This is a genomic window from Exiguobacterium sp. s191, from assembly GCF_018618955.1.
GTDB classification, from domain to species: domain Bacteria; phylum Bacillota; class Bacilli; order Exiguobacteriales; family Exiguobacteriaceae; genus Exiguobacterium_A; species Exiguobacterium_A abrahamii.
In genome coordinates this window covers 1886641-1911205 of the sequence record NZ_JACSNC010000001.1, presented here as the reverse complement: position 1 = coordinate 1911205, position 24565 = coordinate 1886641, and the positions used below count along the sequence as shown (strand labels likewise).

The 24565-nt window shown below is 48.6% G+C and carries 25 protein-coding genes; 14 read left to right on the top strand and 11 right to left on the bottom strand.

Annotated features, from left to right (window positions below; all coding sequences use genetic code 11):
- Positions 1–45: 45 nt before the first annotated feature.
- The 5 genes from KNQ09_RS10120 to KNQ09_RS10100 are packed head-to-tail and all read left to right on the top strand — an operon-like array spanning position 46 to position 5035.
- Positions 46–732 carry a response regulator transcription factor gene (locus KNQ09_RS10120; RefSeq protein ID WP_047393119.1) on the top strand — a complete coding sequence of 229 codons (687 nt, stop codon included), beginning with the start codon at positions 46–48 and terminating at the stop codon, positions 730–732.
- Complete coding sequence (locus KNQ09_RS10115; RefSeq protein WP_214858275.1) at positions 729–1721, top strand: sensor histidine kinase; 993 nt, start codon at positions 729–731, stop codon at positions 1719–1721. The genes KNQ09_RS10120 and KNQ09_RS10115 overlap by 4 nt, the downstream gene beginning before the upstream one ends.
- The gene (locus tag KNQ09_RS10110; RefSeq protein WP_064299373.1) at positions 1714–2478 is read left to right on the top strand and encodes an ABC transporter ATP-binding protein; all 765 of its coding nucleotides are present in this window, start codon (positions 1714–1716) and stop codon (positions 2476–2478) included. The genes KNQ09_RS10115 and KNQ09_RS10110 overlap by 8 nt, the downstream gene beginning before the upstream one ends.
- The gene (locus KNQ09_RS10105) at positions 2444–4375 is read left to right on the top strand and encodes an ABC transporter permease (RefSeq protein ID WP_214858273.1); all 1932 of its coding nucleotides are present in this window, start codon (positions 2444–2446) and stop codon (positions 4373–4375) included. The genes KNQ09_RS10110 and KNQ09_RS10105 overlap by 35 nt, the downstream gene beginning before the upstream one ends.
- A 30-nt stretch (positions 4376–4405) precedes the next feature.
- Positions 4406–5035: a helix-turn-helix domain-containing protein gene (locus KNQ09_RS10100; protein ID WP_029342558.1), complete on the top strand. Its 630-nt coding sequence runs from the start codon at positions 4406–4408 to the stop codon at positions 5033–5035.
- A gap of 48 nt (positions 5036–5083) precedes the next feature.
- On the opposite strand, the gene KNQ09_RS10095 is transcribed toward KNQ09_RS10100, so the two are convergent.
- The 3 genes from KNQ09_RS10095 to KNQ09_RS10085 all read right to left on the bottom strand — a co-directional run bounded on the left by KNQ09_RS10095 (position 5084) and on the right by KNQ09_RS10085 (position 7661).
- On the bottom strand, positions 5084–5512 hold the full coding sequence (locus KNQ09_RS10095) for a hypothetical protein (RefSeq protein WP_029342557.1): 429 nt from the start codon (positions 5510–5512) through the stop codon (positions 5084–5086).
- A gap of 66 nt (positions 5513–5578) precedes the next feature.
- Complete coding sequence (locus KNQ09_RS10090; RefSeq protein WP_023469317.1) at positions 5579–6778, bottom strand: ABC transporter permease; 1200 nt, start codon at positions 6776–6778, stop codon at positions 5579–5581.
- Positions 6768–7661 (bottom strand): ABC transporter ATP-binding protein, encoded by an 894-nt coding sequence (locus KNQ09_RS10085; protein ID WP_064299374.1) that lies wholly within the window; start codon positions 7659–7661, stop codon positions 6768–6770. Before KNQ09_RS10085 ends, KNQ09_RS10090 begins: the two co-directional genes overlap by 11 nt.
- Before the next feature lie 177 nt (positions 7662–7838).
- Here KNQ09_RS10085 and KNQ09_RS10080 point away from each other — a divergent pair, with 177 nt between their 5' ends.
- Together KNQ09_RS10080 and KNQ09_RS10075 are read left to right on the top strand one after the other, a co-directional pair.
- Complete coding sequence (locus tag KNQ09_RS10080; protein WP_214858271.1) at positions 7839–8777, top strand: VOC family protein; 939 nt, start codon at positions 7839–7841, stop codon at positions 8775–8777.
- On the top strand, positions 8774–9370 hold the full coding sequence (locus tag KNQ09_RS10075; RefSeq protein WP_214858269.1) for an alpha/beta hydrolase: 597 nt from the start codon (positions 8774–8776) through the stop codon (positions 9368–9370). The genes KNQ09_RS10080 and KNQ09_RS10075 overlap by 4 nt, the downstream gene beginning before the upstream one ends.
- A gap of 60 nt (positions 9371–9430) precedes the next feature.
- On the opposite strand, the gene KNQ09_RS10070 is transcribed toward KNQ09_RS10075, so the two are convergent.
- Both KNQ09_RS10070 and KNQ09_RS10065 read right to left on the bottom strand, forming a co-directional pair.
- Entirely contained in the window at positions 9431–9898 is a 468-nt protein-coding gene (locus KNQ09_RS10070) for a hypothetical protein (RefSeq protein WP_023469313.1), read from the bottom strand.
- Between the two features lie 332 nt (positions 9899–10230).
- On the bottom strand, positions 10231–10971 hold the full coding sequence (locus KNQ09_RS10065; protein ID WP_050678748.1) for an SGNH/GDSL hydrolase family protein: 741 nt from the start codon (positions 10969–10971) through the stop codon (positions 10231–10233).
- Positions 10972–11013: 42 nt separating this feature from the next.
- Here KNQ09_RS10065 and KNQ09_RS10060 point away from each other — a divergent pair, with 42 nt between their 5' ends.
- Together KNQ09_RS10060 and KNQ09_RS10055 are read left to right on the top strand one after the other, a co-directional pair.
- The gene (locus KNQ09_RS10060) at positions 11014–12075 is read left to right on the top strand and encodes an acyltransferase family protein (protein WP_064299377.1); all 1062 of its coding nucleotides are present in this window, start codon (positions 11014–11016) and stop codon (positions 12073–12075) included.
- A gap of 57 nt (positions 12076–12132) precedes the next feature.
- Positions 12133–12465, top strand: a complete 333-nt coding sequence (locus KNQ09_RS10055; RefSeq protein WP_029342549.1) for an Asp23/Gls24 family envelope stress response protein — start codon at positions 12133–12135, stop codon at positions 12463–12465.
- A 38-nt stretch (positions 12466–12503) separates the two neighbouring features.
- On the opposite strand, the gene KNQ09_RS10050 is transcribed toward KNQ09_RS10055, so the two are convergent.
- Together KNQ09_RS10050 and secA2 are read right to left on the bottom strand one after the other, a co-directional pair.
- The gene (locus KNQ09_RS10050) at positions 12504–13265 is read right to left on the bottom strand and encodes an SLAP domain-containing protein (protein ID WP_214858267.1); all 762 of its coding nucleotides are present in this window, start codon (positions 13263–13265) and stop codon (positions 12504–12506) included.
- Complete coding sequence (secA2, locus tag KNQ09_RS10045; protein ID WP_214858265.1) at positions 13249–15612, bottom strand: accessory Sec system translocase SecA2; 2364 nt, start codon at positions 15610–15612, stop codon at positions 13249–13251. The genes KNQ09_RS10050 and secA2 overlap by 17 nt, the downstream gene beginning before the upstream one ends.
- 279 nt (positions 15613–15891) lie before the next feature.
- Here secA2 and pgmB point away from each other — a divergent pair, with 279 nt between their 5' ends.
- Positions 15892–16563 (top strand): beta-phosphoglucomutase, encoded by a 672-nt coding sequence (gene pgmB / locus KNQ09_RS10040; RefSeq protein ID WP_029342546.1) that lies wholly within the window; start codon positions 15892–15894, stop codon positions 16561–16563.
- A 93-nt stretch (positions 16564–16656) separates the two neighbouring features.
- On the opposite strand, the gene KNQ09_RS10035 is transcribed toward pgmB, so the two are convergent.
- A complete protein-coding gene (locus KNQ09_RS10035) occupies positions 16657–18141 on the bottom strand; it encodes an N-acetylmuramoyl-L-alanine amidase family protein (protein ID WP_214858263.1) in 1485 nt (494 codons plus the stop codon).
- A gap of 293 nt (positions 18142–18434) precedes the next feature.
- On the opposite strand from KNQ09_RS10035, the gene KNQ09_RS10030 reads away from it, so the two are divergent.
- From KNQ09_RS10030 to chrA, 4 genes are all read left to right on the top strand, one after another.
- The gene (locus tag KNQ09_RS10030; protein ID WP_029342544.1) at positions 18435–18836 is read left to right on the top strand and encodes a Rok-like winged helix domain-containing protein; all 402 of its coding nucleotides are present in this window, start codon (positions 18435–18437) and stop codon (positions 18834–18836) included.
- Between the two features lie 59 nt (positions 18837–18895).
- Positions 18896–19939: a glycosyltransferase family 4 protein gene (locus KNQ09_RS10025; protein WP_029342543.1), complete on the top strand. Its 1044-nt coding sequence runs from the start codon at positions 18896–18898 to the stop codon at positions 19937–19939.
- Positions 19940–20001: 62 nt separating this feature from the next.
- Complete coding sequence (locus KNQ09_RS10020; RefSeq protein ID WP_214858261.1) at positions 20002–21105, top strand: DUF418 domain-containing protein; 1104 nt, start codon at positions 20002–20004, stop codon at positions 21103–21105.
- A 52-nt stretch (positions 21106–21157) separates the two neighbouring features.
- A complete protein-coding gene (chrA, locus tag KNQ09_RS10015) occupies positions 21158–22309 on the top strand; it encodes a chromate efflux transporter (RefSeq protein ID WP_214858259.1) in 1152 nt (383 codons plus the stop codon).
- A 54-nt stretch (positions 22310–22363) separates the two neighbouring features.
- Here chrA and KNQ09_RS10010 read toward each other — a convergent pair whose 3' ends face one another.
- The 3 genes from KNQ09_RS10010 to KNQ09_RS10000 all read right to left on the bottom strand — a co-directional run bounded on the left by KNQ09_RS10010 (position 22364) and on the right by KNQ09_RS10000 (position 24497).
- Positions 22364–22780: a GNAT family N-acetyltransferase gene (locus KNQ09_RS10010; protein WP_064299383.1), complete on the bottom strand. Its 417-nt coding sequence runs from the start codon at positions 22778–22780 to the stop codon at positions 22364–22366.
- A complete protein-coding gene (locus KNQ09_RS10005; protein ID WP_353049752.1) occupies positions 22755–23720 on the bottom strand; it encodes an LCP family protein in 966 nt (321 codons plus the stop codon). Before KNQ09_RS10005 ends, KNQ09_RS10010 begins: the two co-directional genes overlap by 26 nt.
- A gap of 135 nt (positions 23721–23855) precedes the next feature.
- The gene (locus KNQ09_RS10000) at positions 23856–24497 is read right to left on the bottom strand and encodes a YigZ family protein (protein ID WP_064299385.1); all 642 of its coding nucleotides are present in this window, start codon (positions 24495–24497) and stop codon (positions 23856–23858) included.
- Positions 24498–24565 lie beyond the last annotated feature (68 nt).

Here is a 24565-nt window from a genome sequence, read left to right as displayed (position 1 = left end):
TTTTTGAGTTCGCTATGATAAAGGGAGAAGGAGTTGATAGGAACGATGCATACGATTTTATTAGTCGAAGATGATATGAAGATTGCCACATTATTGAAAGAACTACTCGAACGCTATGATTTTAGAGTTGTCGTTGAAGATGGACGAGGGGATGTCGTCGCGGTCTATGAAGAGACGAATCCGGACGTCATTCTATTAGATGTCAATTTGCCGAAGTTTGACGGTTTCTATTGGTGCCGGCAATTGCGGATGAAGACACGGGCGCCGATCCTCTTCATCTCGGCACGGGTCGGGGAGATGGATCAAGTCATGGCGCTCGAATACGGAGCGGATGATTACATCGTCAAACCGTTCCAGGGAGCGGTCGTCATCGCGAAGATTAAAAGTCAGATTCGCCGAGCCTATGGCACGCTGTCGAACGAAACGGATGAGCGGACAGTGACGAAAGAGGGTGTCACGCTGTACTTGGACCGTTATATCGTCGAGTACGGGGAACAGTCGATCGAGCTGTCAAAAAAAGAGGGACTGATCCTTGAGATGCTGCTGACGGCAAGTCCCCGGATCGTCAGTCGGGGCGATTTACTCGAACGGATTTGGGATGATGAAGCATTCGTCGATGAGAATACGTTGAACGTCAATATCACGCGTGTCCGCAAACGGCTTGCCGAGATCGGTGTCGCTGGACTTGAGACGGTGCGAGGCGTCGGTTATAAACTGGTTCTTGAACCATGAAGCTCTTTTTACGGCACGCGATACCAGGCATCATCTTCTTTACCGGACAAATGCTGATTTTATATGCCGTCTTATGGCTCTATGATCTTTATCGCCCAGCAGCCTTCTTTTATATCGTACTCTTGAACAGTATCGGTCTTTTGATTTATCTCAGTTATCGTTTCTTCAGCATGCTTCCGTTGCTACGACGGATGCAACAGCCAGTTCAATCGGTCGCAGAACCGATTCGCAGTGATAGTGAAGAACCGATTTCCGTTGCCGTCGAACAATTTTTAGAGCGGCAGCAGACATTGTTTCGCAACAGTTTATTCGCTGAGCGACGAAAGGAAAAGGAACGCCATCGGTATGTCGACCAATGGATTCACCAGATGAAGACACCGTTATCCGTCATTGAGTTGATTCTCGAACATCCCGGGGAGCACTATCAGGCTGATTTACGGCAAGAGGTCGATCGATTGCGGAGTGGACTCGACCAGATGCTCTATTCGTCGCGTTTAGAAGCAATCGAGACGGATTTGAAGGCAGAACGATTGGCACTGAAGCCGCTCGTCACGAGCATCATCAATCAAGAAAAACGATTATTCGTTAAAAATCAGGTCTTTCCGAAACTCGATATCGCTGAAGACGTGTACGTCTACACGGATGCGAAGTGGTTTCGCTTCCTCATCCTACAGCTCGTGACGAACGCCATCAAGTACACGACGGGGCATGGTCGTGAAGTCGCTCTGACGGCAGAAGTGACAAAGGGGCAAGTCGTCCTTTCCGTTCAAGACGACGGCGTCGGGATTCCAAAACGAGACGTCCCACGTGTCTTTAATGCGTTCTTCACTGGCGAAAACGGACGACGTTACGGGGAATCGACCGGAATGGGATTGTATTTCGTCCAGCAAGTCTGCTTGAAGCTCGGGCATGAGATTGAACTCGAGAGTGAAGAAGGGATCGGTACGACATGCCGGATTCGATTAGTAGGAGGTCGCGCACATGATTGAGGTCAAACAATTAGGGAAAGTCTATCCCGGAAAGGTGACGGAACAACCGCTGACGGATGTGAATTTCCGAGTCGAAGAAGGTGAGATGGTCGCGGTCATGGGACCGTCCGGTAGTGGGAAATCGACGCTGATTAACTTGCTTGCGACTCTCGACGAACCGAGTTGGGGATCAATTCTGATTGACGGCGTCGACACAGCGACGTTCAAACGAAAAGAGATGACACGTTTCCGACGCGAGACGCTCGGCATCATCTTTCAGGAATTCAATTTACTCGATTCGTTGACGCTCGGTGAGAACATGCTCGTCCCGTTGATGCTGTCAGGGAAAAAAGCAAAGCTCGCGCGGGAAGAGATGGAGGAGTTGGCGCGTCGTCTACAAATTGATGATCTGCTTGATAAACAGGTCGATGAGGTCAGTGGTGGACAACGGCAACGGACAGCGATCGGTCGCGCCTTGATCCATACACCACGTCTGATGCTTGCGGATGAACCGACGGGAGCACTCGACTTCCAAGCGACGAAACACGTCATGGATGTCCTAGCCGAGTTAAACGCGACGGGCATGACGATGGTCATCGTGACCCACGATCCGCAAGTCGCGTCGTATTGTAATCATGTCTTATTCCTAAAAGACGGTAGTATTCAAACGGAGTTGTTCCGCGATGAACCACGCCGTGTCTTTTTCCAACGGGTCATCGAATCGCTATCGTTGTTAGGAGGGGATGAGCATCAATTATCTGCAATACGCCCTACGTAACATCCGGCGTTATCAGCGATTGTATTATGGCTATGCCTTGACGATCATCATCGCGATGACGATCGTGACAAGTTATTGGAACTTGTTGACGAATGGATCATTCCAAAACGTCGCTAAAATCCTCAGTCAATTGAACCAAGTCATCGAGATGACGATCTTCTTCGTCTTCATCGCGGAGCTGATCATCCTTTTCTTTAGTGTCTTGTTCATTTATTCGACGACCTATACGATGCTTGAGCACCGTAAGAACGATTTACGGACGATGCGAACGCTCGGCAGTGGACTGTCACACTTCTTAAAGTATTTTTTAATTGAAGTCTTGATCGTTGGTGGTTTAGCCATCACTGCGGGAATGATTTTAGGTAATGTCTTGACGAAGATGCTGTTGCTGTCCGTTGTCAAAGTCATGTTCTTACCAGCAATCGAATTCGAACTATCCTTTTATGCGATTCTTGCGTTGATTGGTGGTGCCTTCCTTGTGTTGCTGACGGCAACGGTCCTTGCGATCTACCGCTTTCGTCCCGATCGACCGACACGTTCCCGTTCGCTATTTCGAAAACGAGTCTGGATTCTGACGCAAATTGGAGCGTTACTCCTGTTGATCTATGGTTATGCCTTAGCATTTGTTCGGACGGAAGGATTTTATATATTTTTCCCACTTGTCATCTTCATCGGATCGTTTTTTATTTGTCGATATGTCTTACCATGGTTGACCAAGTTATATCGACCACGTCGCTTGTCGCTGCGGAAGCTGATCGTCTCGGAAATCGCCAATCAATTGCGAACGAATAGTACGCTCATTGCCCTCGGAACGATTCTGACATCGTGTGCGCTAACGGCAGTCGGACTGGTCTTCTTGTTTCAATTGATTGGACTCGACTTATCATCCCAAAATCAATTCGGTCTCGTCTATTACGAAGAATCCGCTCAACCGACGAAACGATTAAAGGATATCAAGCAGACGATGACGGAGGCATTCCCGGATCGCTATCAGCAGGATATCCAAGTGAAGGCAGAAGGAACACGCGTCCTCTTACCGATCTCGTCGTACAACAAGATGATGCGGCAACTGGATCTTAAGGAGCGGACAGCAACGGGACGTCAAAGTTTCTTTGTACCAGCACGTCCGGTACAACTCGAAGAGAATACACCGACGATGAAAAAAGAGAAACAGGCGATGGAGAAAGAAGACTTTGAATTACTTCCCGCTGCTTCTCACGATTTAATATTTGGTTACAATTATCAAATCGAGACGATCTTCGTCGTCAGTGATGCCGTCTTTCAGACACTCAAGCAACCCGTCCGGCAAATCGTCGTCTTCGATACGCCAGCCTACCATGATTACGGAACGAAGGACTGGAAACAGTGGATGAAAATCGTCCGCAACATCCAGTCGGCAGCAAAGCTCGATGAGAAGCAACCGGTGCCCTATCAATTGATCAATGAGACGGAAGATGAGATCGACGGGATCCGAATCGTACGACTCGTCACGTTCGTCGTCGTTCTCCTGACGATCTGGTTGTTCGTCATCAATGCCAGTTTTTTGCATGTGTGGATGCAGATGACGGCGGAACAGGAACAAAAGCGGATGAAGACGTTGTTTGCACTAGGGTTCGGTTCCGGGAACATCCGCTGCTACTTATTAATGAAGTATGGCGCTGTTCTGCTCATTCCGTATCTGATTTCTGTCTTTCATGCCTTTTTATTGTTCCAAGTCGTCGTCACACAAGCCGGACTACAGACGGGATCATTTCTTAACTTAGCTGTATTTTGGATCAGTATCGTCACGGTCGGGTACTTCTTGAGTGTCCTACCGATTTGGTTGCGTTACCCACGGCATCTGTTCCGGAATTCATCCGAAAGTTCGATGTATCCGACACCGGATTCAAGGGTATGATGATACCATAGGAATAAGGGAGGGAATCGTATGCTAGACCATTCACCATATCGGGGTTACGGTGACCGGATTCGTATTTTACGGGAGCGTGCCGGGATTACGATCGAACAGTTGGCTGAACGACTCGGCGTCGCACCATACTTCATCCGCCGGACGGAGCTCAGCGAAGTCTATCCAACCAAACCCTACATCGAAGCATTGGCGGACGTCTTGAACATCGACGCTAGTTATTTGGCACGGCATATCTGGACGGGGGAGTCATTGAAGTTCATCATGCAGCAGAACACACCGCTCGAAGAGATGAAGCTTGCTTATGAACAGACGCTCGGACAAGATGGAACGTGGGTCGAGGAACAGCTCGAAGAGCGAATGCGCCTGTTTGATTTAATGTATGATGAGGACGTCAAACGGATCGAGCAGACGATGAGTGCGACCGAGCAACGGATCTTCCATGAGCTCGTCGAAGCCGTGATGGAAGCAGGGGAATTGCAACGCGATCAAGCGGAAGAGACGTATGAGTTGTTCGAGGATAAATTACCATCGATGATGCAACTCGATGAATATCTCGATCGCATGACGGACGGTGTTTCTTTATCCAGTTCGACCTATTATGCGGATTACAGCGACCGGAAAAGTCGTTCCCGCTACCATCGTAAATAAAAAAAGTCGCTGTCTTCTGATTGACGTTCAGAAGACAGCGACTTTTTATTAACGTTGTGGCATCGGGCGTGGACGACGCGTCTTTTGACGGATCCGACCGATGATGAAACCAATGATCGCATTTGCAATGACGAGTACCCAACCGACATAGCCGAAATTGAGAGTTAAGCTACCGAGCATCGCTTGCCATTTGAAAATCATCATCACATCACCACGCAAGACGAATCGCGCGATACAGACGAGTAAGACAGTCAGTCCGGCGATGAAGACACCGACCCAGCTTCCGTATAAACGAGAAGAATGGCGGCGCACCGCAACGAAGGACCAGCAAAAGAGGCTAGAGACGAACGCCATGCCTCCATAGGCAAGGACGAGTTCCCATGTCGCACTCGCTTGCGGGAATTTCGTGAACATGACAAGTGACGAGACCATGGCAGCAGCTGTGAAAAGGATCGCTGCCCAAAAACGAGACCGCATAACGTAGTTCCTCCTAAAGGCTTTTTCTCACCTAACGATAGCGGAAACGATTCGTCTTGTAAACTGTTACCGGCGACCGCTTAAGATCCGGCGCAACTGTTTGAGTGGATTCGATCCATAGAACAGAACACCACCCCGATAGAATTTTGTTCCGACGAATAAGGCAAGCGAGATGCTGATCAGCATCAAGATGAGCGAAATTGACACTTGCCATAGCGGTACATCGGTCAACATGACGCGCAGGAACATGACCATCGGTGTGAAGAACGGCACGAATGACAGGACGACGACAGCTTGGTTCGTCGGTGCATTCAGACTAAACATCGAAATCATGAAGGCAGCAACGATCAACAAGATGACCGGTAACGTCACTTGCTGCGCATCCTCGACCCGACTGACGAGCGAACCGAGTGCCGCGAGGAGCGTCGCGTACAGGAAGTATCCGAGTAGGAAGAAGACGAACAGATAAATGATCGTCCGAGCACTCAAGGAATCGAGTGATAACTGATCGAATAAACTGCTGTTTTGAGCACTGTAGTAGCCGACACCGACGAGGATCGATAATTGTACGAGACTGACCGTAGCGATCGAGAGGATCTTCGCTAGCATATGTTGAATCGGACTCGCTGCTGAAATCAGCAATTCCATGACGCGGGATGACTTTTCGTTCGCGATTTCCGTGACGATCATCCCACCGTAAATCGCAATCGTGAAGTACATCAAGAACAGCAACACATAGACGAGCGCCGAGGCAGCAAAGAGTTCATCCTCACTTTTCCCACCTGTCGACGTCAACTCCTGTTTGACAGGAACAGGTTCAGCGAGCGAAGCAAGGACGTTCGGATCGATTTCAGCATCCGTGATGACGGCTTGATCACGGACTTGTTTGACGACCGTTGCGACCTGTGTCTGTAATTCAGACTCAGGACTAGCACTGACGAGTGTCACGTCATACGAATCCTGAACGATTGCCACAGCATCGAATGTTCCGCGGTCGACTGCCTTTCGTGCTTGTGCGACCGTATATTCCTTCGTGGTGATGTCTGAAGTGACACCAGCCTTCTTCAAGGCCGGGCGAAGATCGGTCGACAATTCACTGACGAGAGCAACTTTCGGATCGTCACCAGAAAACCAGTCGAGAATCCGTTCGATGTTGCCGAAGCCGACGAGGAACAGGACCATCAGGACCGTCGAGATCAAAAAACTTTTAGCACGCAGTTTCTGTAGTAGATTGAAGCGATATAAAGTCAGAAATTTACGGTTCATAACGTTTGCCGACCTCCTCGATGAAGATATCCTGCAGGGATAACTGATCCCAGACGAAACGATCGACATGGTGTCCTTGACTGACGATATGTTGGAGAAGTTGATCAGCCGCTTCTTTTGAAGAGACTTGGACGATATGCCCATTGTTGTCTGACTCGACTTGTAGGACACCTGGCAAGCTATCCCACAGGAGTGGTGGAGCATCTGTCGTCAAGAGGACACGTGTTTTTCCGTATCCCGCCTTGATGTCAGGGAGATAGCCAGCAACGACGGGTTTTCCGTGATCGAGGATCGCGACGTGTTCGCAGAGTTCTTCGACATGATCCATCCGGTGACTTGAGAAGACGATCGTCGTTCCGTCGACGGTTAACTTTTTGACAGCACGTTTTAATTGTTCGGCGTTGACCGGATCGAGTCCACTGAATGGTTCATCTAAAATCAGCAGTTCAGGTTTATGTAGGACGGCAGAGATCAACTGAATTTTTTGTTGATTTCCTTTTGAGAGTTGTTCGACGCGCATTTTTTCATACTGCGGAATTTGGAAATAGTCGAGCCATTCCGTCAAGGCTCGTTTCGCATCCTTCCGTTTCATATCCCGGAGTTCTGCGAGGAACAAAAGTTGTTCATCGACGCGGACTTTTGGATACAGCCCTCGTTCTTCCGGAAGGTATCCAATCTTTGAAGTCGGGATGCGCTCTCCGTTCCAAGTGATCGATCCTTCAGTCGGTTGCAGTAGACCGAGCAGCATTCGGAACGTCGTCGTCTTCCCGGCACCGTTCGCACCAAGCAAACCAAAGATTTGCCCGCGCGGCACCTCAATCGTCAGAGCATCTACGGCCGTAAAATCGCCGAAACGCTTCGTGATGTGTTTGATTTCTAACATAAGAACCTCCTTTAAAGACGTCTGTTGCACGACAAGTGTATCATTGTTACTTAGTGTCCTACGGTCTAAATTGGATAAAGGTTCCAGAAAAAACGGGAAAAGGCTTATTAGTTTACTTTTTGTTCTTTAGTTACTATTATTGTGTTAATAGATACGACTGAAGGAGGAACGCATCATATGAAAACGCAAGGCATTCATCATATCTCAGCAATGGTCGGCGATCCACAAGAAAATCTCGATTTTTACGGAACCATTCTCGGACTAAGATTCGTCAAAAAAACGGTCAACTTCGATGATCCAGGAACATACCACTTCTATTTTGGAAATGAATCCGGGGCACCGGGAACGATCATCACGTTCTTTCCGTTTAAAGGCATGGCAAAAGGACAAGTCGGTGCCGGACAAGTCGGAACAACAGCTTACGCGATTCCGGTCGGGGCAGCAGATTTTTGGAAAGCGCGGCTGACAGAAAAAAACGTCTCGTTTGAAGAGACGGTTCGGTTCGGAGAGCAACAGATCGCCTTCGAAGATCCACATGGTCTCCAGATTGAACTCGTCGAACGTGAGGCAGGACCAGACAGTCGCTATGAAATCGACGGCATCACACGTGAGGTCGCGATCAAAGGATTCGCGGGAGCGACGTTACTATCAAGGGATCCATCAGACACAGCAAAATTACTGACAGACACATTCGGCCTGACACTCAGCAAACGGACGGAAACCGTTGACCGGTACATCGCAGAAGGCGAGTTCGGGAATGTCGTTGATGTCGTTCATGGTCAAATGCCAGTTGGTCGTCCGGGAACGGGAACGGTTCACCATATCGCGTGGCGGGCAACGGATCAAAAGGAACAACTCGACTGGATGAACGCCATCAACGCGTTCGGTTTGCTGACGACTGAAGTGAAGGACCGCAATTACTTTACATCGATCTACTTCCATGACCGCGGTCGGATCCTCCATGAAATTGCGACCGACAATCCAGGATTCGCAATCGATGAAGCGTTCGAGGTGCTCGGAGAAGACTTGAAGTTACCGGAACAATTCGAAGCACATCGCAGTGCAATCACAAATCATGTAACACCTATTACTGTACCGAAGGGGAGACTCGTATGATTCATTTATACCAAGCACCAAAAACAGCAGACGCACCGATCTTTTTATTCTTACATGGCACAGGCGGAACGGAACAAGATCTCGTCGGGCTCGTCTCGTTGCTCGATTCGGAAGCAGGCTACTTGTCCGTCCGCGGGGAAGTCTCGGAAAACGGGATGCCACGATTCTTCAAACGACTCGCAGAAGGCGTCTTTGATGAAGAAGACCTCGCTTTACGGACAGCACGTTTAATTCAGTTTTTACGTGACCAGGCAGCGGAGCGTGACTTCGCGCTCGATCGTCTGATTCCAGTCGGATACTCGAACGGGGCGAACATCGCGGCGAATATGTTGTTCGAAGAAGCTTTGTTCAAACAAGCGATTCTGTTGCACCCGATGGTACCGCGTCGTGGTGTGACGTTACCTGATTTATCGGATGTGCGCGTCTTCATTGGTGCCGGAAGCAATGATCCGATTTGTCCGGCTCAGGAAACGGAAGAGTTATCAGCACTCTTGATACAAGCTGGTGCATCAGTCGACGTCACGTGGTCGAATTATGGTCACCAACTCGTCATGCCAACGATTGAAGCAGCAACGGATTGGCTGAAACAGTAAAAAAAGGGCTGTCCCATCTACTTCTTTCATAGAAGATGATGGGGCAGTCCTCTTTTTGTTTCAAGCAGGATGATCACTTTTTGGTCGAGAATAGACGATGAGCACACCACGCTCGACGAGCTGGAGGGCGAGCGTCTGTTTCACTTCTTCCGATGCTTTCGTCTTGGCAAGTTGTCTGTAGAGCAGGCGAAGTTCACGGCGCATCGTCTTGCGGATCAGCCACATGCTATCAATCGTCGTACACCAACCGGTCACGGTTTCGTGTCCGATGTAATACTGGGTCTGACGTTCAAGATAACGAATCCACCACTCGTCACGCGCCATTTTTAGTACGACACCTGTGAGGCCAAGTACAAGGATGGCGAGGGGAATGCTTTCATATAAAGGAAGACGACTAATAACAGTACCAACATTCGTGACGAGGGCAAGCATCCCCCATCCTATGCATCCGATGACAAGCCAATATCCAAAGTTGAGAGTACTTCGATGTCGTAACGTCACTTTCGGCGTAAGCAATGAAGTGGCCATCAGAAACACCTCCTTGTTAAATAATCGAATTTTCTGACAATTTGTAGTTGTCCTTCTACTATAGTTACTTTTTCCCGAATCGTCTAGTCATTAGACATGGAAAATGTGTTTCTTTCTTGACGAAATTCGTGTACGCTAAATGTAGAAGTGAGCGGTTACATAAAGGAGGATATAAAGAAATGATGGATCAAGTGATTTGGATTGCTGTCGGTATCGTTGCCGTTGCAGTTTTCTCAGCATCGAGCGTCGCAGCGTACATGGGTGTCAAAAACCAAGAAGACTAATAATCGAAAGCGGCTCATCCCGGAAATCGGGATGAGCCGCTTTTTCATTTAGTTATTTGCTGTCAAATCGGTTTTGAGCGCATAGGGTTTCAGCGCATCACTCCAGCGCAGGTAACCACCACCGACGAGATGGAGTCCATCGTACGTCATCCGATTTTGCAGGTACCCCTGTTTATTCGTCAAGACGGGTCGTAGATCAACGAATGGAACATCCACCGATTGAGCAAGGTTTTGTAAATTCCGGTTCAACGCTTCGACGTCCCGATTGATTCGGACGGAATCCGAATATTTCGGTGCGACAGGAACGGTTGACTGAATGACGACGTCGATGTTATTTTTTCGAAGTGTCGTCACAATCGTCGTCATGTTCTCAGTGATTTGCGGAATCGGTGTATAGTGACGAATATCATTGATACCGCCCATCAAGAAAACGCGTTTTGGTTTCATCTCAATGATCAAGTCGAGGCGAGTCAAAAAGCCTTCTGTCGTATCACCAGGAATCCCGAAATTCACGATCGTCGGGTCTTCCATCAAGATACGCCAATCGGCAAAATTCGTCATCGAGTCGCCTAACATGACAGCGTTCGCTGATTTTGGGTATTGATAAGTATGGAATAGACTATTCAGACGGACATAGTTCGGGTTCTTATCGTATTGGAAGGTCGTGACTGGAGTCGTACTCGTTGCAGGTAAGACGCTTTCGAATAGTTCGAGCGGTTTACGTCCCAGTAACAATGCAAGGAGAACGACGTTCAAGACGACAGATAGAATCAGGAGTGTCTTTTTCATAAACATTCGTTCCTTTCGAGGGAGTATAAGGGGTAGTGTAACATGAATCGGAATCCGTGGTTTGATAATATCAAAGGTTTTCTTGTCATTTTCGTCGTCATAGGTCACATGCTGACGGATTTACGGTTTGATTATGACGGAAAGTTGCTTGAGACGGTTTATCTGTTGATTTACTCGTTTCATATGCCATTATTCATTATTTTAAGCGGTTATTTCTTCCGCGAAAACAAGTATTTACGTGTCATCCAACTATTTGCCGTCTACTGTGTCTGGCAAATCTTAATTGGATCTTGGGCGACGCTTGGAGAAGGATTGCCGCTCTTTTCTGGTGAAAACATCGGTACGCATCTCCTACGTCCCTACTGGGCACTTTGGTATCTGTTCGTCATGGTCGTCTGGTATATCGTGACGCCGTATGTCGTTCACTTGCGTGGATATGTCTGGTTCGGTCTTGCCTTCGCCTTGCTGTATGGATTTGAACTCGAGAACACTGGATTCTTGGCACTTCGGAAGCTGATCATGTTCTATCCGTATTTCTTGCTCGGGAACTATCTATCGGAACACGAATTCATCCGCATCTTCGAGATGCCGAAGAACTTCAAGCGCCGAATGAACGTCCGCTTGATTGGTGGTGTGACGTTTGCAGCCGTCATGGGCTTCTTATTGTTCGAGGCGTGGCGTGACACACCGCAAGAGATCGTCGATTTCGCGAATGCCTTCAAGCATCGTTTCCCGTACGCTGAACAGTATGACAGCGATACGTGGATTGGGGTACTCAAGCATAGCGTCATCTATGTCTTGTCAATCGCGGCCTCGCTCGGTTTCATGATGTTGATCCCGATGCGTCGCCTTCCGCTCATCACACGAGCTGGGGAACTCAGCCTCTACGTCTATCTACTCCATGTCTTCTTCGTCATGGCGTGGCGTCAATACGTGACGGATGCATTCGTACCGCAACCATGGCTCGCCTTACTGATCATGATTGGCGTCGCCTTGTTGATCGTTGGTATCATCATACACCCGCTCGTCGTCCGTGTCCTCCGTCCTTTGATTGAGATTGACATTCGCCCGATCGTCGAGAAACGGGAAGACCTTTCAAAATAAGGCGGAATGCATTACACTTTAAGATAGATGGATTACTAGACGAAGGGCGTGGAAGGTATGTCATATAATTTAAATAATGCGGACGGTGTCGTGAACGTCTCGCAACAAGTCATCGAGGTCATCGCAGGGGTAGCTGTTCAAGAAACGGAAGGCATCGCCTTTACAGCAGATGATTCGAAATTGCAGGAAAAACAGATGGTCAAACTCGTAAAAGTCGAAGATGTCGGTGGCGACATCACGGTCAGTCTGTCCGTGCATATCAAATACGGCATGTCGATCATCAAGACAGCTGGAAAAGTCCAAGAACGGATTGCGCAAGACATGGAAAACATGCTTGCGTTCCAACCAAAAGCGATCAACGTCCGCGTCATCGGACTCTTAAAAGGATAAGTAAAACGTCTCGGCATCTTGTGTGCCGAGACGTTTTTTTAGGAAGAGGGAGGAAGATAACGGAGACCGAATGCAGGAACATCTGTTGCGGTGCAGGCGAAACGGAGACGAATCGCATGTTGGCTATGAGCGGGTAAAGACAATCCAGGATGGATGACGTCTGCGAGTGGCGTCTCGTCATTCATCAATTCGAACGCCAGCGCCTCGAGCGTCAGTGTCTGATCGCTGGCATTACGGACGAGGACGGTCGCGGTCACAGTATCCGGCTCGCGCATGATCGAGACCGGTAAGAGAGACCAGCCATCTGCTGGGGGTGCCGGGTGCGAATAAGCGACTTGACGGATGATGCGTCGTTCCGATTCAGTGAAGTCATCGTCGATGAACAGCTCGGTCAGCGTCTCATTTGAGAAGACGAGCTGCAATGGCTCCGTCAACTGCTCGAGGTCGACGAAACATTCGTCTTCTTCAAACGTCAACCAGAGCGGCAACGTCGCCATCGGAAGTATGACAGGAACTTCTTCGATACTGAGGACTTTCCGAGCGACGAGTTCGTCACCGGAGAGTGCAAGGACGACGAGATCATTCAGGTGGAACGACCGAGACAACGTATTTTGGAACAAGGCGATGACTTGAAGCGGACGGCGCGATAAGACTTGAAACAGATGGATCGCCATCTGATTGACCTGTAACTCAGGTAGTTGTTTCGCGACGTGACGAAAGACGTATTCGTCTTCCTTGACGATCGGCATGTCCTCCGTGAAATAGAGTGGGGGACGAAACACTTCATTCGACGTGTGCATGGTGCAGTTCTCCTTCGCTATCGTATGTCTGTTCGGCGCGGCAGATGCCAGAAAGGACCTGCTTTTCGAAACTCGCAATGGCATATTCGAAGTAATCCATGCCTTCTCGCTCAAAGATGCGGACTGGTTGCTCTTGTCCGTAACTCCGGAGGTGGATTCCTTCTTTTAAGCTGTTCATGGCTGTTAAGTGGCGCGTCCATTGCTCATCGAGTGCAAGGAGGATGAAGCGTTTGACGGTCTCTTTTTCAGCCGCAACATGGGCAACGAGCAAGGCTTCAGTGTCAGCAATCAGCGGTTCAAGTTGGCGTTTCATCTCGTCGATCGTTTCCAATCGTTCTAACGTGACCGGTTGATGCAACAGTTGCTCGAGTTCCGTCGTGACGAGAGCCAGCGGCCATTCTTCCGGGACGAGATCGTCAGAAAGCGTTTGGTCGATGATCGACGGCAAGACGCGTCCGGCAAACGGTTGGACGATGTCTTCGAGTGACGTCGCATCAACGATTCTGTTGCGGAGATGATAGATTGTTTGCCGTTGTTCGCTGATGACTTCTTCGAGCTGGACGAGTTCATCTCGAACACTCCGATTGACGGATTCACACGTCGACTGAGCGAACTGCAATAGATCCCGAACGTCACGTGAAGCCAATGGACCGGAAGCATCCCGTACTTTTTGTTGCACGCGTGCGAGACGGTCGCGCGCGAAACGACGAGGCAGTTCATCTTCGAGTGAGAGATAAAATTGCGTCAATCCGGGATCGCCTTGGCGACCTGCCCGACCACGGAGTTGGTTATCGATCCGGATCGATTCATGGCGTTCGGTTCCGATGACGAACAAACCGCCTTGTTGTTGTGCCGTTTCATCAAGTAAGATATCCGTTCCGCGACCTGCCATGTTCGTGGCGATCGTGATTCGACCGGCTTGTCCGGCTGAAGCGATGATCCGGACTTCCTGATCGACGGTTTTTGCGTTCAGGATCTCGTAGGTGAGTTCATGTGTATCAAGTGTCTTCGCGACGCGTAAGGATTGTTCAATCGATGAAGTACCGATCAGAACTGGTCGTCCCGTGACGTGTGCCGATTTCGTCGCCAGCGCGATCGCTTCTAATTTTTCGTCACGCGTCGCAAAGATGACGTCCTCCGCATCGATCCGGATTTTCGGACGGTTCGATGGAATCGTCACGACATCCATGCCGTACGTCTTTTGAAACTCCTCCCGTGACGTCGCCGCTGTACCCGTCATTCCTGCCACCTGATGATAAAGACGGAAATAATGCTGAATCGTGATTTGTGCCGTCGTCCGGTTCTCTTCCGTGACGGGAACACCTTCTTTTGCTTCAAGTGCCTGATGTAACCCGTCGGATAGACTGCGTCCTTCCATCAGACGACCTGTGAAGAGGTCGACGAGCGCGATTTTTTGATCCTTGACGATATAGTCGACATCTCGCTTGAGGACGACATGGGCACGTAAGGCTTGAATGACGTAATGGAAAAGGACGGAGTGCTCAGCAGCGAACAGATGATCAATCGCAAACGCCTCCTCGATCGTCTCGATCCCATGGTCAGTCAAGGCGACCGCTTTAATCTCTTCGTCGAACGTATAATCCCGCTCGTCTTCGAATGTCTGGACGACATGACGGACGAGTTGCTGTAACCCTTCGTGGACACTGTCTCGTTCCGCCATGATGAGTGGCGTTTTCGCTTCATCGATTAAAATGCTATCGACTTCGTCGATCAAGGCGAAATGAAGAGGACGTTGCAGACGTTCCGTCGGCTCCATGATTAGATGATCGCGCAGGTAATCGAACCCGAATTCAGTCCCGACACCGTATGTAATGTCTGCAGCGTAGGCGATCCGTTTTTCCTCAAACGTAGCTTCAGCGGAATTGATTCCGACCTGTAACCCTAAAAAGCGGTGAATCTGACCGATTTGCTCCGCATCGCGTTGTGCCAGATACTCATTGACGGTAATGACGTGGACACCTTTTCCGTGAAGCGCCTGAGTGAAGCTCGCGAGTGAAGCAACGAGCGTCTTTCCTTCACCGGTCGCCATCTCGGCGATTTGTCCTTCCAGTAATGCCAGACCGCCCATGAGCTGTACGTCGTAATGCCGTAAGCCGAGCGTTCGTTTACTCGCTTCTCGGACAAGGGCGAATGCCATTGGTGTGATCGCATCGATTCGTTCTCCGGCTTGTAGCCGCTCACGTAATGAGGCGGTCAATTCACGTAACGCTTGATCGGATGTTTGTTCCATTTCTCGTTCTAGGCTATTGATCGTCGTTACGATTTTTTCATAACGATGAATTCTTCGACTTTGATCATTCAACAACTGTTTAACACGTTGAAACATCTTCGTCACTCCCTCATATGCTATGAGATTCATTATAGCAGTTAAAAAATGTAAAACGAATAGTAAAGAACGAAATAAGTAAAACATTCCCTTAAAATTGAAAGCGTTATCAAAATTAACGTGTTTCGTGCTTAAAAATAGAAAATCAGAAATATTTGATAACGCTTGCAAAGATTCGGAAGAACCAGTAAAATTATTCATAAGGCAAGTGCAATCGTTTGCGCAAAGTCATTCGATTTCTTGCCTTTCATGGACGATGGAAGAAAGGATGGATGTCGGATGGCACCAACGATCGAAGCGGTCATTTTTGATTTAGACGGCGTAATTACCGATACAGCAGAGTATCATTACTTAGCGTGGAAACAACTTGGAGAGGATTTGGATATCCCGTTCGACCGGGAATTCAATGAGACATTAAAAGGTGTCAGCCGGATGGATTCACTCGAGCGTATCCTTGCGCTTGGTGGGAAACAGAACGCTTTTTCGGAGGAAGAGAAGCTAGCACTTGCTGCGAAGAAAAACGAACACTACGTCACATTGATCCAACATATTTCTGAACAGGATCTTCTTCCTGGAATCACTGCATTCCTTGATGAAATCCGAAACGCTGGGCTGAAGATCGGAATGGCGTCCGCCTCTAAAAATGCGCTGATGGTCGTCGAGGCACTAAAGGTCCGACACTATTTCGATGACATCGTAGACGCTGCGACCGTTGCACAATCGAAACCACACCCTGAAGTGTTTCTCCGTGCTGCAGAAGCACTCGACGTCGAACCGAGCCGTTGCATCGGTGTAGAAGATGCGACAGCTGGCATCACTGCCATCCACGCTGCCGGCATGTATGCCGTCGGAGTTGGACCGGAGTCGGCGCTCCATGAGGCAGACTATCGTGTCGATTCGACAGATTTGCTATCCCTTGAGCAAATCCTCGCTAGTCGCTCCCTTGTCTGAACCATTCCCTGATGGTGAAGGACATTCCTTGAAAGTTATGTGTATGCAAAAAGGATCGCTTCCCTGAGCGATCCTTTTTGATATGGTGTTGATTTAAAGTGAGGCAAGAATGCCGTCTGCGATTGCTTGCGCGTAACGTGACTGATACGATGCGTTCGTCAGTTTCGCCCGATCCGCGCTGTTCGATAGGAAACCGAGTTCCGCTAGAATCGACGGTGCTTTCGTACCACGAATGACGGCATAGTTCGCATAGTGGACGCTTCGGTCGCGCATGCCAGCGTATGAGACGAGGCGTTGCTGGACGTTACGAGCGAGGTTGATCGAAGAGGCGCCTTTATAGTAGAAGGTCTCTGCTCCGTATGCTTGCGTACTCGTTGAAGCATTGATGTGGACACTGACGAAAGCAGTCGTTGCATGACTGTTCGCAAGGGCACTTCGCTCTCCAAGTGACGGATAGTAGTCGTTCGTATAGCGTGACATCGTCACATCGACTTTTCCGGCAAGACGCTCGGCAACTTGTTTCGTGACAGCAAGGACGATGTCGCGTTCAGCAACGCCGTAACGAACTGCACCTGCGTCGTGTCCGCCGTGACCCGGATCAAGGACGAGAAGTGGACGATTCGATGGTGCTGGTTGGAACAACGTCAGATACGTCGCATCGACATAACCGCTTTGACCACTTGCCGTCCGGACGGCGACGAACCCTTTCGTTTGATGACGCGCATTCGTGACGACGACAGGAGTACCACGTCCAAGACGAGCGATTTGACCACTGAGCGTCGACGCGCTCGCACGAAGCGCGACGCTATTGCCTGACGGGATCAACACATACATCTTTGAACCACTATAATCGACGTTTCCAGTCGTCGAGGCAGGAACGGAAGTCCCTTTTTTCAGGTACGTTCCCATGACATACCCTGTTTTCCCTTGGTACTGGACCGTGTGCCAATTCGATTTAACGGCGAGGGAATTGACGGCAGTTCCACTTGGAATCGTCGTCAGGACGTTTCCGGATGTCGAAGGAGACGAACGGAAATTCAAGCGATCCGTCGTCGTATAGACCGTCGTTTTGGCTGGTGTAGTCACTTTCTTTAAATAAGAGCCAGAAACATAACCCGTCTTATTTGCATAGGTCACTTTGTACCAATTCCCGCTTTTGAAACTCGATTGTACACCGGCTCCTTTAGGGATTGTCAGTAATCGAGTGGAAGATGTCGTTGCCGCACTGCGCAAGGATAGCGCATCCGTCGTCTTATAAGACGTCTTTGAAAAAGAAGTGCCACTCTCGATTTTTTTCAGATAAGACCCGGTCACATATCCCGTCTTTCCTTTATATGACAACTTATACCAAGAGCCTTTTCGATAGCTCGACGTGACTTTCGTCGTCTTCGGGATCGTCAGCAATTTTTTAGAAGACGTCGAGTTCGAACTACGTAGATTCAAGGCATCCGTCGTCTGATACGAAGTTTTCGTAAAGGTTGTACCAGAAGCAGCCGATACAGTAGAAGTAGAGGCGAAGCAACCGGATACCAACGAAAGTACTAGCGCGGTCCGAAGTGTTTTAGGTAATTTGCCCATTAAATTTCCAGTCTCCTTTTCGGTAAAATAAGAAAGATATATATTGAATTAGTAGAACTTAAGTATTATTAAAATAGTTAAATGTCGAAATTATATGTTCCGTTTTCATTCCTTTCTGTTAATATGAGGTGTAGCCAATTTATCGGTAAGGATATGAAAATATTACAGGATAATTAAATAATTAAAGAAATTATATATTATCAAGACAAATTATAGTTTAAAATATTTCAAAATACATACAATTGAAACACGATTGAAACATTAATGTATAAAAAAGGAAAGAGGGGCAAGGAATGGGCAACAGTGAACATATCTACCGCGAACTAATGGAAATTGAAGAGGAATACCGTCGCTTACAGCGGCGTGCCGAGTATTTGATCTCGGAATTAAGCCGTGGAACGGGAGAACATTCGCAAGAAGTCGCCGTCACGCATGAGCGTCCGTTAAAACAACGTCGTGTCAACCAACGGTACCCGCTAGAAGTCTACGTGCACCAAATCAGCGATTTGATGCGCGAGCGTGAATCGATGACAGCACGTGACATCCAAATGGAGCTTGAATTGCGTTACCGTCACCAAATTAGTAACATCTACCAATTGATGGCGAAAGTCGAACAGGCAAACCCTGCCATCAAAAAAGTTGGGCGCGGTATCTATACATATGATCCAGCTGCTGAAGTACCGATCTTCATGTAAGAGCCGCTCGTCGGCTCTTTTTTTTTATGATATAATTCGCGCAGGAGCGTGATGTTACTATGTTATGGACTGCGTCCATCGTCTGTTTTATCGCCGCCTTACTGATCACACCCGTCGTGAAACGCTTTGCGATTGCAGTCGGTGCCGTTGACAGTCCGGACGCGCGAAAAGTACACGTCCGAATCATGCCGCGACTTGGCGGATTAGCGATCTATATCGCCTTCATGATCGGTTATTTCATCTTACAACCTTCGAGTCCGTACGCGACGCACATTTTAGTCGGTGGGTTCGTTATCATTTTGACCGGTGCACTGGATGATCGATTCCAACTCAATGCCCGTTTGAAGCTGATGGGGCAAATCGTTGCTGCCGTCATAGTCCTAAACGGTGGGATCCGGATCGAGTTCATCAATCTACCGTTTGACCAGCAGTTATATCTCGGATGGTGGAGTGTTCCGCTGACGTTCCTTTGGGTCATCGGGATCACGAATGCCGTCAACTTGATTGATGGATTAGACGGATTAGCAGCGGGTGTCTCGAGTATCGTCTTGTTGACATTGATCAGTCTTGCCGTCATTCAAGGAAACGTCTACGTGACGATCGTCGCGATTCTCTTATTGATGAGTACGTTCGGTTTTCTGTTTCATAACTTCTACCCAGCGAAGATTTTCATGGGTGATACCGGTGCCTTGTTCCTCGGCTATATGCTTGGTGTGTTATCACTCCTTGGATTCAAGAACGTGACGTTGTTCTCGCTTGCCGTTCCGGTCATTTTGCTTGGGATCCCGATTTCCGACACGTTGTTTGCGATCGTTCGACGGGTATTGCAAGGAAAACCACCATTTGCGCCGGATAAGGCCCATCTGCATCACCGATTGCTTGATCTCGGCTTTACGATGCGCCAAGCCGTGCTCGTCATCTATGGACTCTGCGCCATCTTCGGGATGACGGCGATTTTATTCTCGCAGACGAATTCGATCGGTGCCCTCGTCTCACTCGTCATGTTATTGCTCGTTCTTGACATTCTCGTCGAGTCGCTCGGTTTGCTTGGCGAACGTTATCGACCATTGTTGAATTTGTTGGAACGTTTTACATCGAAATAACGTATATCAAAAAAGACCGCTCATCCGTGTGAGCGGTCTTTTTTCAGAAAGGGAGTGTTGGAATGAATCAATCATTGAATCAACGCATCGTCTATTTGGATGTGTTGCGTGGTTTTGCATTATGCGGGATTTTATTCGTCAACATGCCGAGTTTTCTCGGTGATCGACCGAATGCGATGATGGGGGAGATGGATCAATCGATTCGTCTCATTTTCGATCTCTTCATCCAGACGAAATTCTATACCCTGTTTAGTGTTCTTTTTGGAGCCGGTTTTTATCTGTTCATCAATCGGTTGCGACAACGTGGTCTACCGATGACGATCTTCGCAAGGCGTCTCGGAATTCTGCTCATCATTGGTCTTTTGCACCTGCTCGTCTGGCAGGGAGATATTTTACATACGTATGCGTTGACGGGCTTCATTTTGTTATTGTTCGCCAAAACAAAGCCGGTCACGAAACTCTTGTTTGCGATAGCATTTCAAATCTATGCCATTCTGCTCTATCTACTTATTTTCTTTGGGGCTCGTCAATTTGGCGACGCTCCCGTCGTCGAGCTGGATAAGACACTTCAGTCGTTCGTCGCATCGCGCGATCTTCTCGGATTTTTATCGCATCACGCGACAGTTCAATTACCGGAAGCCCTCATGAATTCCGGTGTCATTTGGCCAGAAATTCTATCCCTGTTCTTGATCGGAGCTTATTTGATGGAACGCTTCAGCGCAGCGCCCCCGACGAATCGTTTCCTGTGGTGGACGCTTGGAATTAGTTTACTACTGACACTTCCGTCATTCGCTGGAATCATACAAGCACATGCTGACGTACCAGACGGATCAATCAATTTATTTTACGTCTGGCTCTCAGGACGCACGCTTGCAATCACCTATGCTTGTGCCGTCGCGCTACTCGTTCGTGCTGGGCGCATGCAATGGTTTGCTGGACTGGGACGGATGGCATTGACGAATTATTTGATGCATACAGTCGTCTTTACCGTGTTCGTTTTCTTCAGTGGACAACATGGAACGACACCGTTATGGCAAGGACTGTTACTCGTTTTCCTACTTTTGATCGCACAAGGTGTTGCTTCAAACAGATATCTCCAGTCTCATCCACAAGGTCCCATGGAGAAATTGTGGCGAAAAGGGACTTATGGAAAGAAAAACCGTTGAAGTTCACAGGAACTTAACATCTTTTGTGTAGAATGAAGGATGGAGGTGAAACATGCATCGTTTAATTGAAATCTTTCTTGTATCATTTAAGCTCGGATTGACATCATTCGGCGGTCCGGTCGCCCATCTCGGATATTTTTATGAGGAATATGTCAAACGGAAAAAATGGATTGATGAGAAAGCCTATGCTGACTTAGTTGCACTCTGTCAATTCCTACCGGGTCCCGCTTCGAGTCAGGTCGGAATGGGAATCGGTCTGATCCGTGGAGGTGTAGCAGGGGCGATCATTTCCTTCGTCGGCTTTACGTTGCCATCGAGTATCGCTTTGATTCTATTCGCGATTCTTGCGACACAATTCGATGTCGCGGAAGCCGGATTCATTCATGGCTTGAAACTCGTCGCTGTCGCAATCGTTGCTGACGCCGTCCTTGGCATGGGAATGAAACTTGCGGCAGGCGTCAAACGGATGACGTTGATGCTCCTAGCGCTAGCAGGCGTACTCTTGATCGCACATCCATTGGCGCAAGTCGGTGTCTTGTTGCTCGCAGGTCTTCTTGCGTTCTTCTGGTTCAAAGAAGAGACGGAGACGGGTGGATCCTTGTCGATTCGCGTACCACGCCTACTTAGCATCACGGCACTCGTCTTATTCTTCGTCTTACTTGCCGTCACACCGTTTCTCGCGCAATCTGCGACGGGAACCGTCCAACTGACGAGTGTCATGTACAGTGCTGGTGCCCTTGTCTTTGGTGGCGGACATGTCGTCTTGCCATTCCTTGAGCAGACACTCGTACCTGGGCTGATGAACACGGATACGTTCCTTGCTGGTTACGCTGCTGCACAGGCGGTACCGGGTCCACTCTTTACGTTCGCGACGTATCTCGGTACGATCGTCTCTGGTGTATCCGGCGGTCTTCTTGCGACGCTCGCGATCTTCCTACCAGGTTTTCTACTCGTCATCGGTGTTTTACCGTATTGGGATCGTATTCGGAAGAATCAAGCTGTCGGACGCATGTTGATTGGCGTCAATGCTGCCGTCGTCGGTATCTTGCTTGCCGCTCTTTATGATCCAATCTTTACGTCAAGCATCAAGAGTGGTCTTGATTTCTTGATTGCCTTCGGTTTGTTCTGTTTACTTCGTTTTTATAAACAGTCGCCGTTACGAATCGTGTTAATTGGAGCCGCTCTCGGATTTCTTTTCTTCTAAACAACAAAGAAGCAGTAGACCCGGTGTCTACTGCTTCTTTGTTATTCCTAAAAGTCAGGTGCGCATCAAAAAGACAAGTTCGATCCCGCTACGCCACTCGCGCCGGACTTCCGTGAAGCCGAAACGAGTGTAGAGCGAAAGCGCTGGCAGATTACGTGCACCGGTCATGACGTGTCTTGTCTGATGTCGCTCCAGCACGTGATGCAACAAGGACTGTGCAATTCCTTGACGGAAGTATGGCGGATCCACGACGAGTCGAGTGATCGTCCCGTCATTAATCGTAACAGCACCAATAATGTCGTCATCAATGACGTAAACGAAACCAATTGGCGCTTCAACGTCGATCTCATCGATCGTTTCGCGTAAGGGCGGGAAATCAGTCGCATTGAGTAATGCGGCTTCTATCTGATAAGCGCGACGTTGTACTTCCAGTAGTGACCCATGATCAGTTGCTTGGAGTGAACGAATCATCTGCAGCCTCCGACGTGATGCTGTCTGTCGTCTCATCAATTGGCAAATTGAGTTGTTCCTTCAATGTCGTCTTCGCGTCAGCCAATGAAGTTTGATCAAGCTGGTAGTAATAGACCCCGTTAATTTTCGTGTCCGTTCCTTTAAGATCGATCCGATTGATGGAACCGATTTTTTTGATGAACGGTTGCAGTTGGAACGCTTCCGTCAACGACATGTTCGTCCGGAAATTGTCTCCCGTCGCGTCCATCAGGGTATTTAGTTTGGTGATTGAACCGAACGATGTCGACTGATCAACGATGGCTTCGACGATCTGTTGTTGACGTTTTGTCCGACCAATATCTCCTTCAGGATCTTGATAACGCATTCGGGCATAGGCGAGTGCTTCCTCGCCGTTCAACGTCTGTTGACCCGGTTCCAATTTAACGCCATTGCGCTTATCGGATGAGTCGAGTGTATCAATCGGTAACTTGACATCGACATCGATGCCGCCTAATGCGTCGACGATCGCGACGACACCATTGAAGTTGATCGATGCATAATAATCGATTGGAATATCGAGCAACGTCTCGACCGTTTCAATCGTTGAATCGATGCCACCGAAGGCATAAGAGTGATTGATTTTATCCTCGTAACCGACAGAAGGGATCTCGACGAGTGAATCACGGGGAATGCTGACCATATCAACGGTTTGATCGTCCTTGTTGAATGTCGCGACAATCATTGTATCAGCACGGGATGAGGTGTCGCCAGGTCGTTCATCCGTCCCGACGAGCAGAACGGAAAAGTGATCTTTCGTCAAATCAATGGCTGCTTCTCGTTTCTCGGACTTGTCACCGCGCGCTAAATCGACATTTGCATCGTTTGCGGTCTGAAACGTCTTATACGCGACGTAAGCGAAGGTCGCACCTCCACCGACGAGCACGACCAGAAAACTGATCACGAACACCTTGAACCACGAACGTTTTTTCTTTATCTTTTTTTTATTACTGCGGGTTCGCTCTTCCACCTTTATTAACTCCTAACTTTAACTGAATTTTTAAAAAACTTTAAAATTCTTTACAATCAGTATAGCAGGTCAGGAAATAATGTCACGTTCGAGGTAACGAGTAGAGCCGCTTGACAAATTGGCTTGACCGTTTGTCATGTTTGTCATCCAGTCGAGAAAATCGGGGACATCGGCTGTCTTGACGAGGACGTCGATCTGGACTTGATCGAGGTAATGGATCTGATCAATCGGATGAACACTCGCTCGTAATTCGTTCTCAAGCTTTCCGAGCCATGTGTAGTCGACATTGACAGAAACAACGGTATGCTCGATTCGTTCGACGACACCGACTGCGTTCAATGCTTCAGAGACACTCGAACCATATGCGCGAATCAATCCACCACCACCGAGCTTGATGCCGCCGAAATACCGTGTCACGACGACGACCGTATCGCGTAAGTCACGCTTCTTCAAGACTTCGAGCATCGGAACACCAGCTGTTCCGCTTGGTTCACCGTCATCATTCGCTTTTTGAATCTCATTACGCTCACCAATGACGTAGGCGGAACAGTTATGGTTCGCATCGTGATGTTTTTTTTTCAGCTTGGAAATGAACGCCTGGGCTTGTTCTTCCGTCGTTGCGCGAGCTAAATAAGTGATAAATCGTGACTTTTGGATAATGATTTCGTGGAAACCGTTTTCTTTTACTGTATAATAATTAGATAATGTCATAATCAAAAATGTCCTCCTCGTTAACTAGTTCTTTCTAGCATAACGACGTTCCAAGAGAGAGACAACCG

Bases quoted from the DNA above. Each gene is read 5' to 3' on its own strand.
- KNQ09_RS10030 (WP_029342544.1), top strand. From the start codon at position 18,435: ATGGGCAACAGTGAACATATCTACCGCGAACTAATGGAAATTGAAGAG.
- KNQ09_RS10100 (WP_029342558.1), top strand. From the start codon at position 4,406: ATGCTAGACCATTCACCATATCGGGGTTACGGTGACCGGATTCGTATT.
- KNQ09_RS10020 (WP_214858261.1), top strand. From the start codon at position 20,002: ATGAATCAATCATTGAATCAACGCATCGTCTATTTGGATGTGTTGCGT.
- chrA (WP_214858259.1), top strand. From the start codon at position 21,158: ATGCATCGTTTAATTGAAATCTTTCTTGTATCATTTAAGCTCGGATTG.
- secA2 (WP_214858265.1), bottom strand. From the start codon at position 15,612: ATGTTTCAACGTGTTAAACAGTTGTTGAATGATCAAAGTCGAAGAATT.
- KNQ09_RS10105 (WP_214858273.1), top strand. From the start codon at position 2,444: ATGAGCATCAATTATCTGCAATACGCCCTACGTAACATCCGGCGTTAT.
- KNQ09_RS10075 (WP_214858269.1), top strand. From the start codon at position 8,774: ATGATTCATTTATACCAAGCACCAAAAACAGCAGACGCACCGATCTTT.
- KNQ09_RS10060 (WP_064299377.1), top strand. From the start codon at position 11,014: ATGAATCGGAATCCGTGGTTTGATAATATCAAAGGTTTTCTTGTCATT.
- KNQ09_RS10070 (WP_023469313.1), bottom strand. From the start codon at position 9,898: ATGGCCACTTCATTGCTTACGCCGAAAGTGACGTTACGACATCGAAGT.
- KNQ09_RS10085 (WP_064299374.1), bottom strand. From the start codon at position 7,661: ATGTTAGAAATCAAACACATCACGAAGCGTTTCGGCGATTTTACGGCC.
- KNQ09_RS10090 (WP_023469317.1), bottom strand. From the start codon at position 6,778: ATGAACCGTAAATTTCTGACTTTATATCGCTTCAATCTACTACAGAAA.
- KNQ09_RS10055 (WP_029342549.1), top strand. From the start codon at position 12,133: ATGTCATATAATTTAAATAATGCGGACGGTGTCGTGAACGTCTCGCAA.
- KNQ09_RS10120 (WP_047393119.1), top strand. From the start codon at position 46: ATGCATACGATTTTATTAGTCGAAGATGATATGAAGATTGCCACATTA.
- KNQ09_RS10035 (WP_214858263.1), bottom strand. From the start codon at position 18,141: ATGGGCAAATTACCTAAAACACTTCGGACCGCGCTAGTACTTTCGTTG.
- KNQ09_RS10110 (WP_064299373.1), top strand. From the start codon at position 1,714: ATGATTGAGGTCAAACAATTAGGGAAAGTCTATCCCGGAAAGGTGACG.
- KNQ09_RS10050 (WP_214858267.1), bottom strand. From the start codon at position 13,265: ATGCACACGTCGAATGAAGTGTTTCGTCCCCCACTCTATTTCACGGAG.
- KNQ09_RS10010 (WP_064299383.1), bottom strand. From the start codon at position 22,780: ATGATTCGTTCACTCCAAGCAACTGATCATGGGTCACTACTGGAAGTA.
- KNQ09_RS10095 (WP_029342557.1), bottom strand. From the start codon at position 5,512: ATGCGGTCTCGTTTTTGGGCAGCGATCCTTTTCACAGCTGCTGCCATG.
- KNQ09_RS10065 (WP_050678748.1), bottom strand. From the start codon at position 10,971: ATGAAAAAGACACTCCTGATTCTATCTGTCGTCTTGAACGTCGTTCTC.
- KNQ09_RS10115 (WP_214858275.1), top strand. From the start codon at position 729: ATGAAGCTCTTTTTACGGCACGCGATACCAGGCATCATCTTCTTTACC.
- KNQ09_RS10080 (WP_214858271.1), top strand. From the start codon at position 7,839: ATGAAAACGCAAGGCATTCATCATATCTCAGCAATGGTCGGCGATCCA.
- pgmB (WP_029342546.1), top strand. From the start codon at position 15,892: ATGGCACCAACGATCGAAGCGGTCATTTTTGATTTAGACGGCGTAATT.
- KNQ09_RS10025 (WP_029342543.1), top strand. From the start codon at position 18,896: ATGTTATGGACTGCGTCCATCGTCTGTTTTATCGCCGCCTTACTGATC.
- KNQ09_RS10000 (WP_064299385.1), bottom strand. From the start codon at position 24,497: ATGACATTATCTAATTATTATACAGTAAAAGAAAACGGTTTCCACGAA.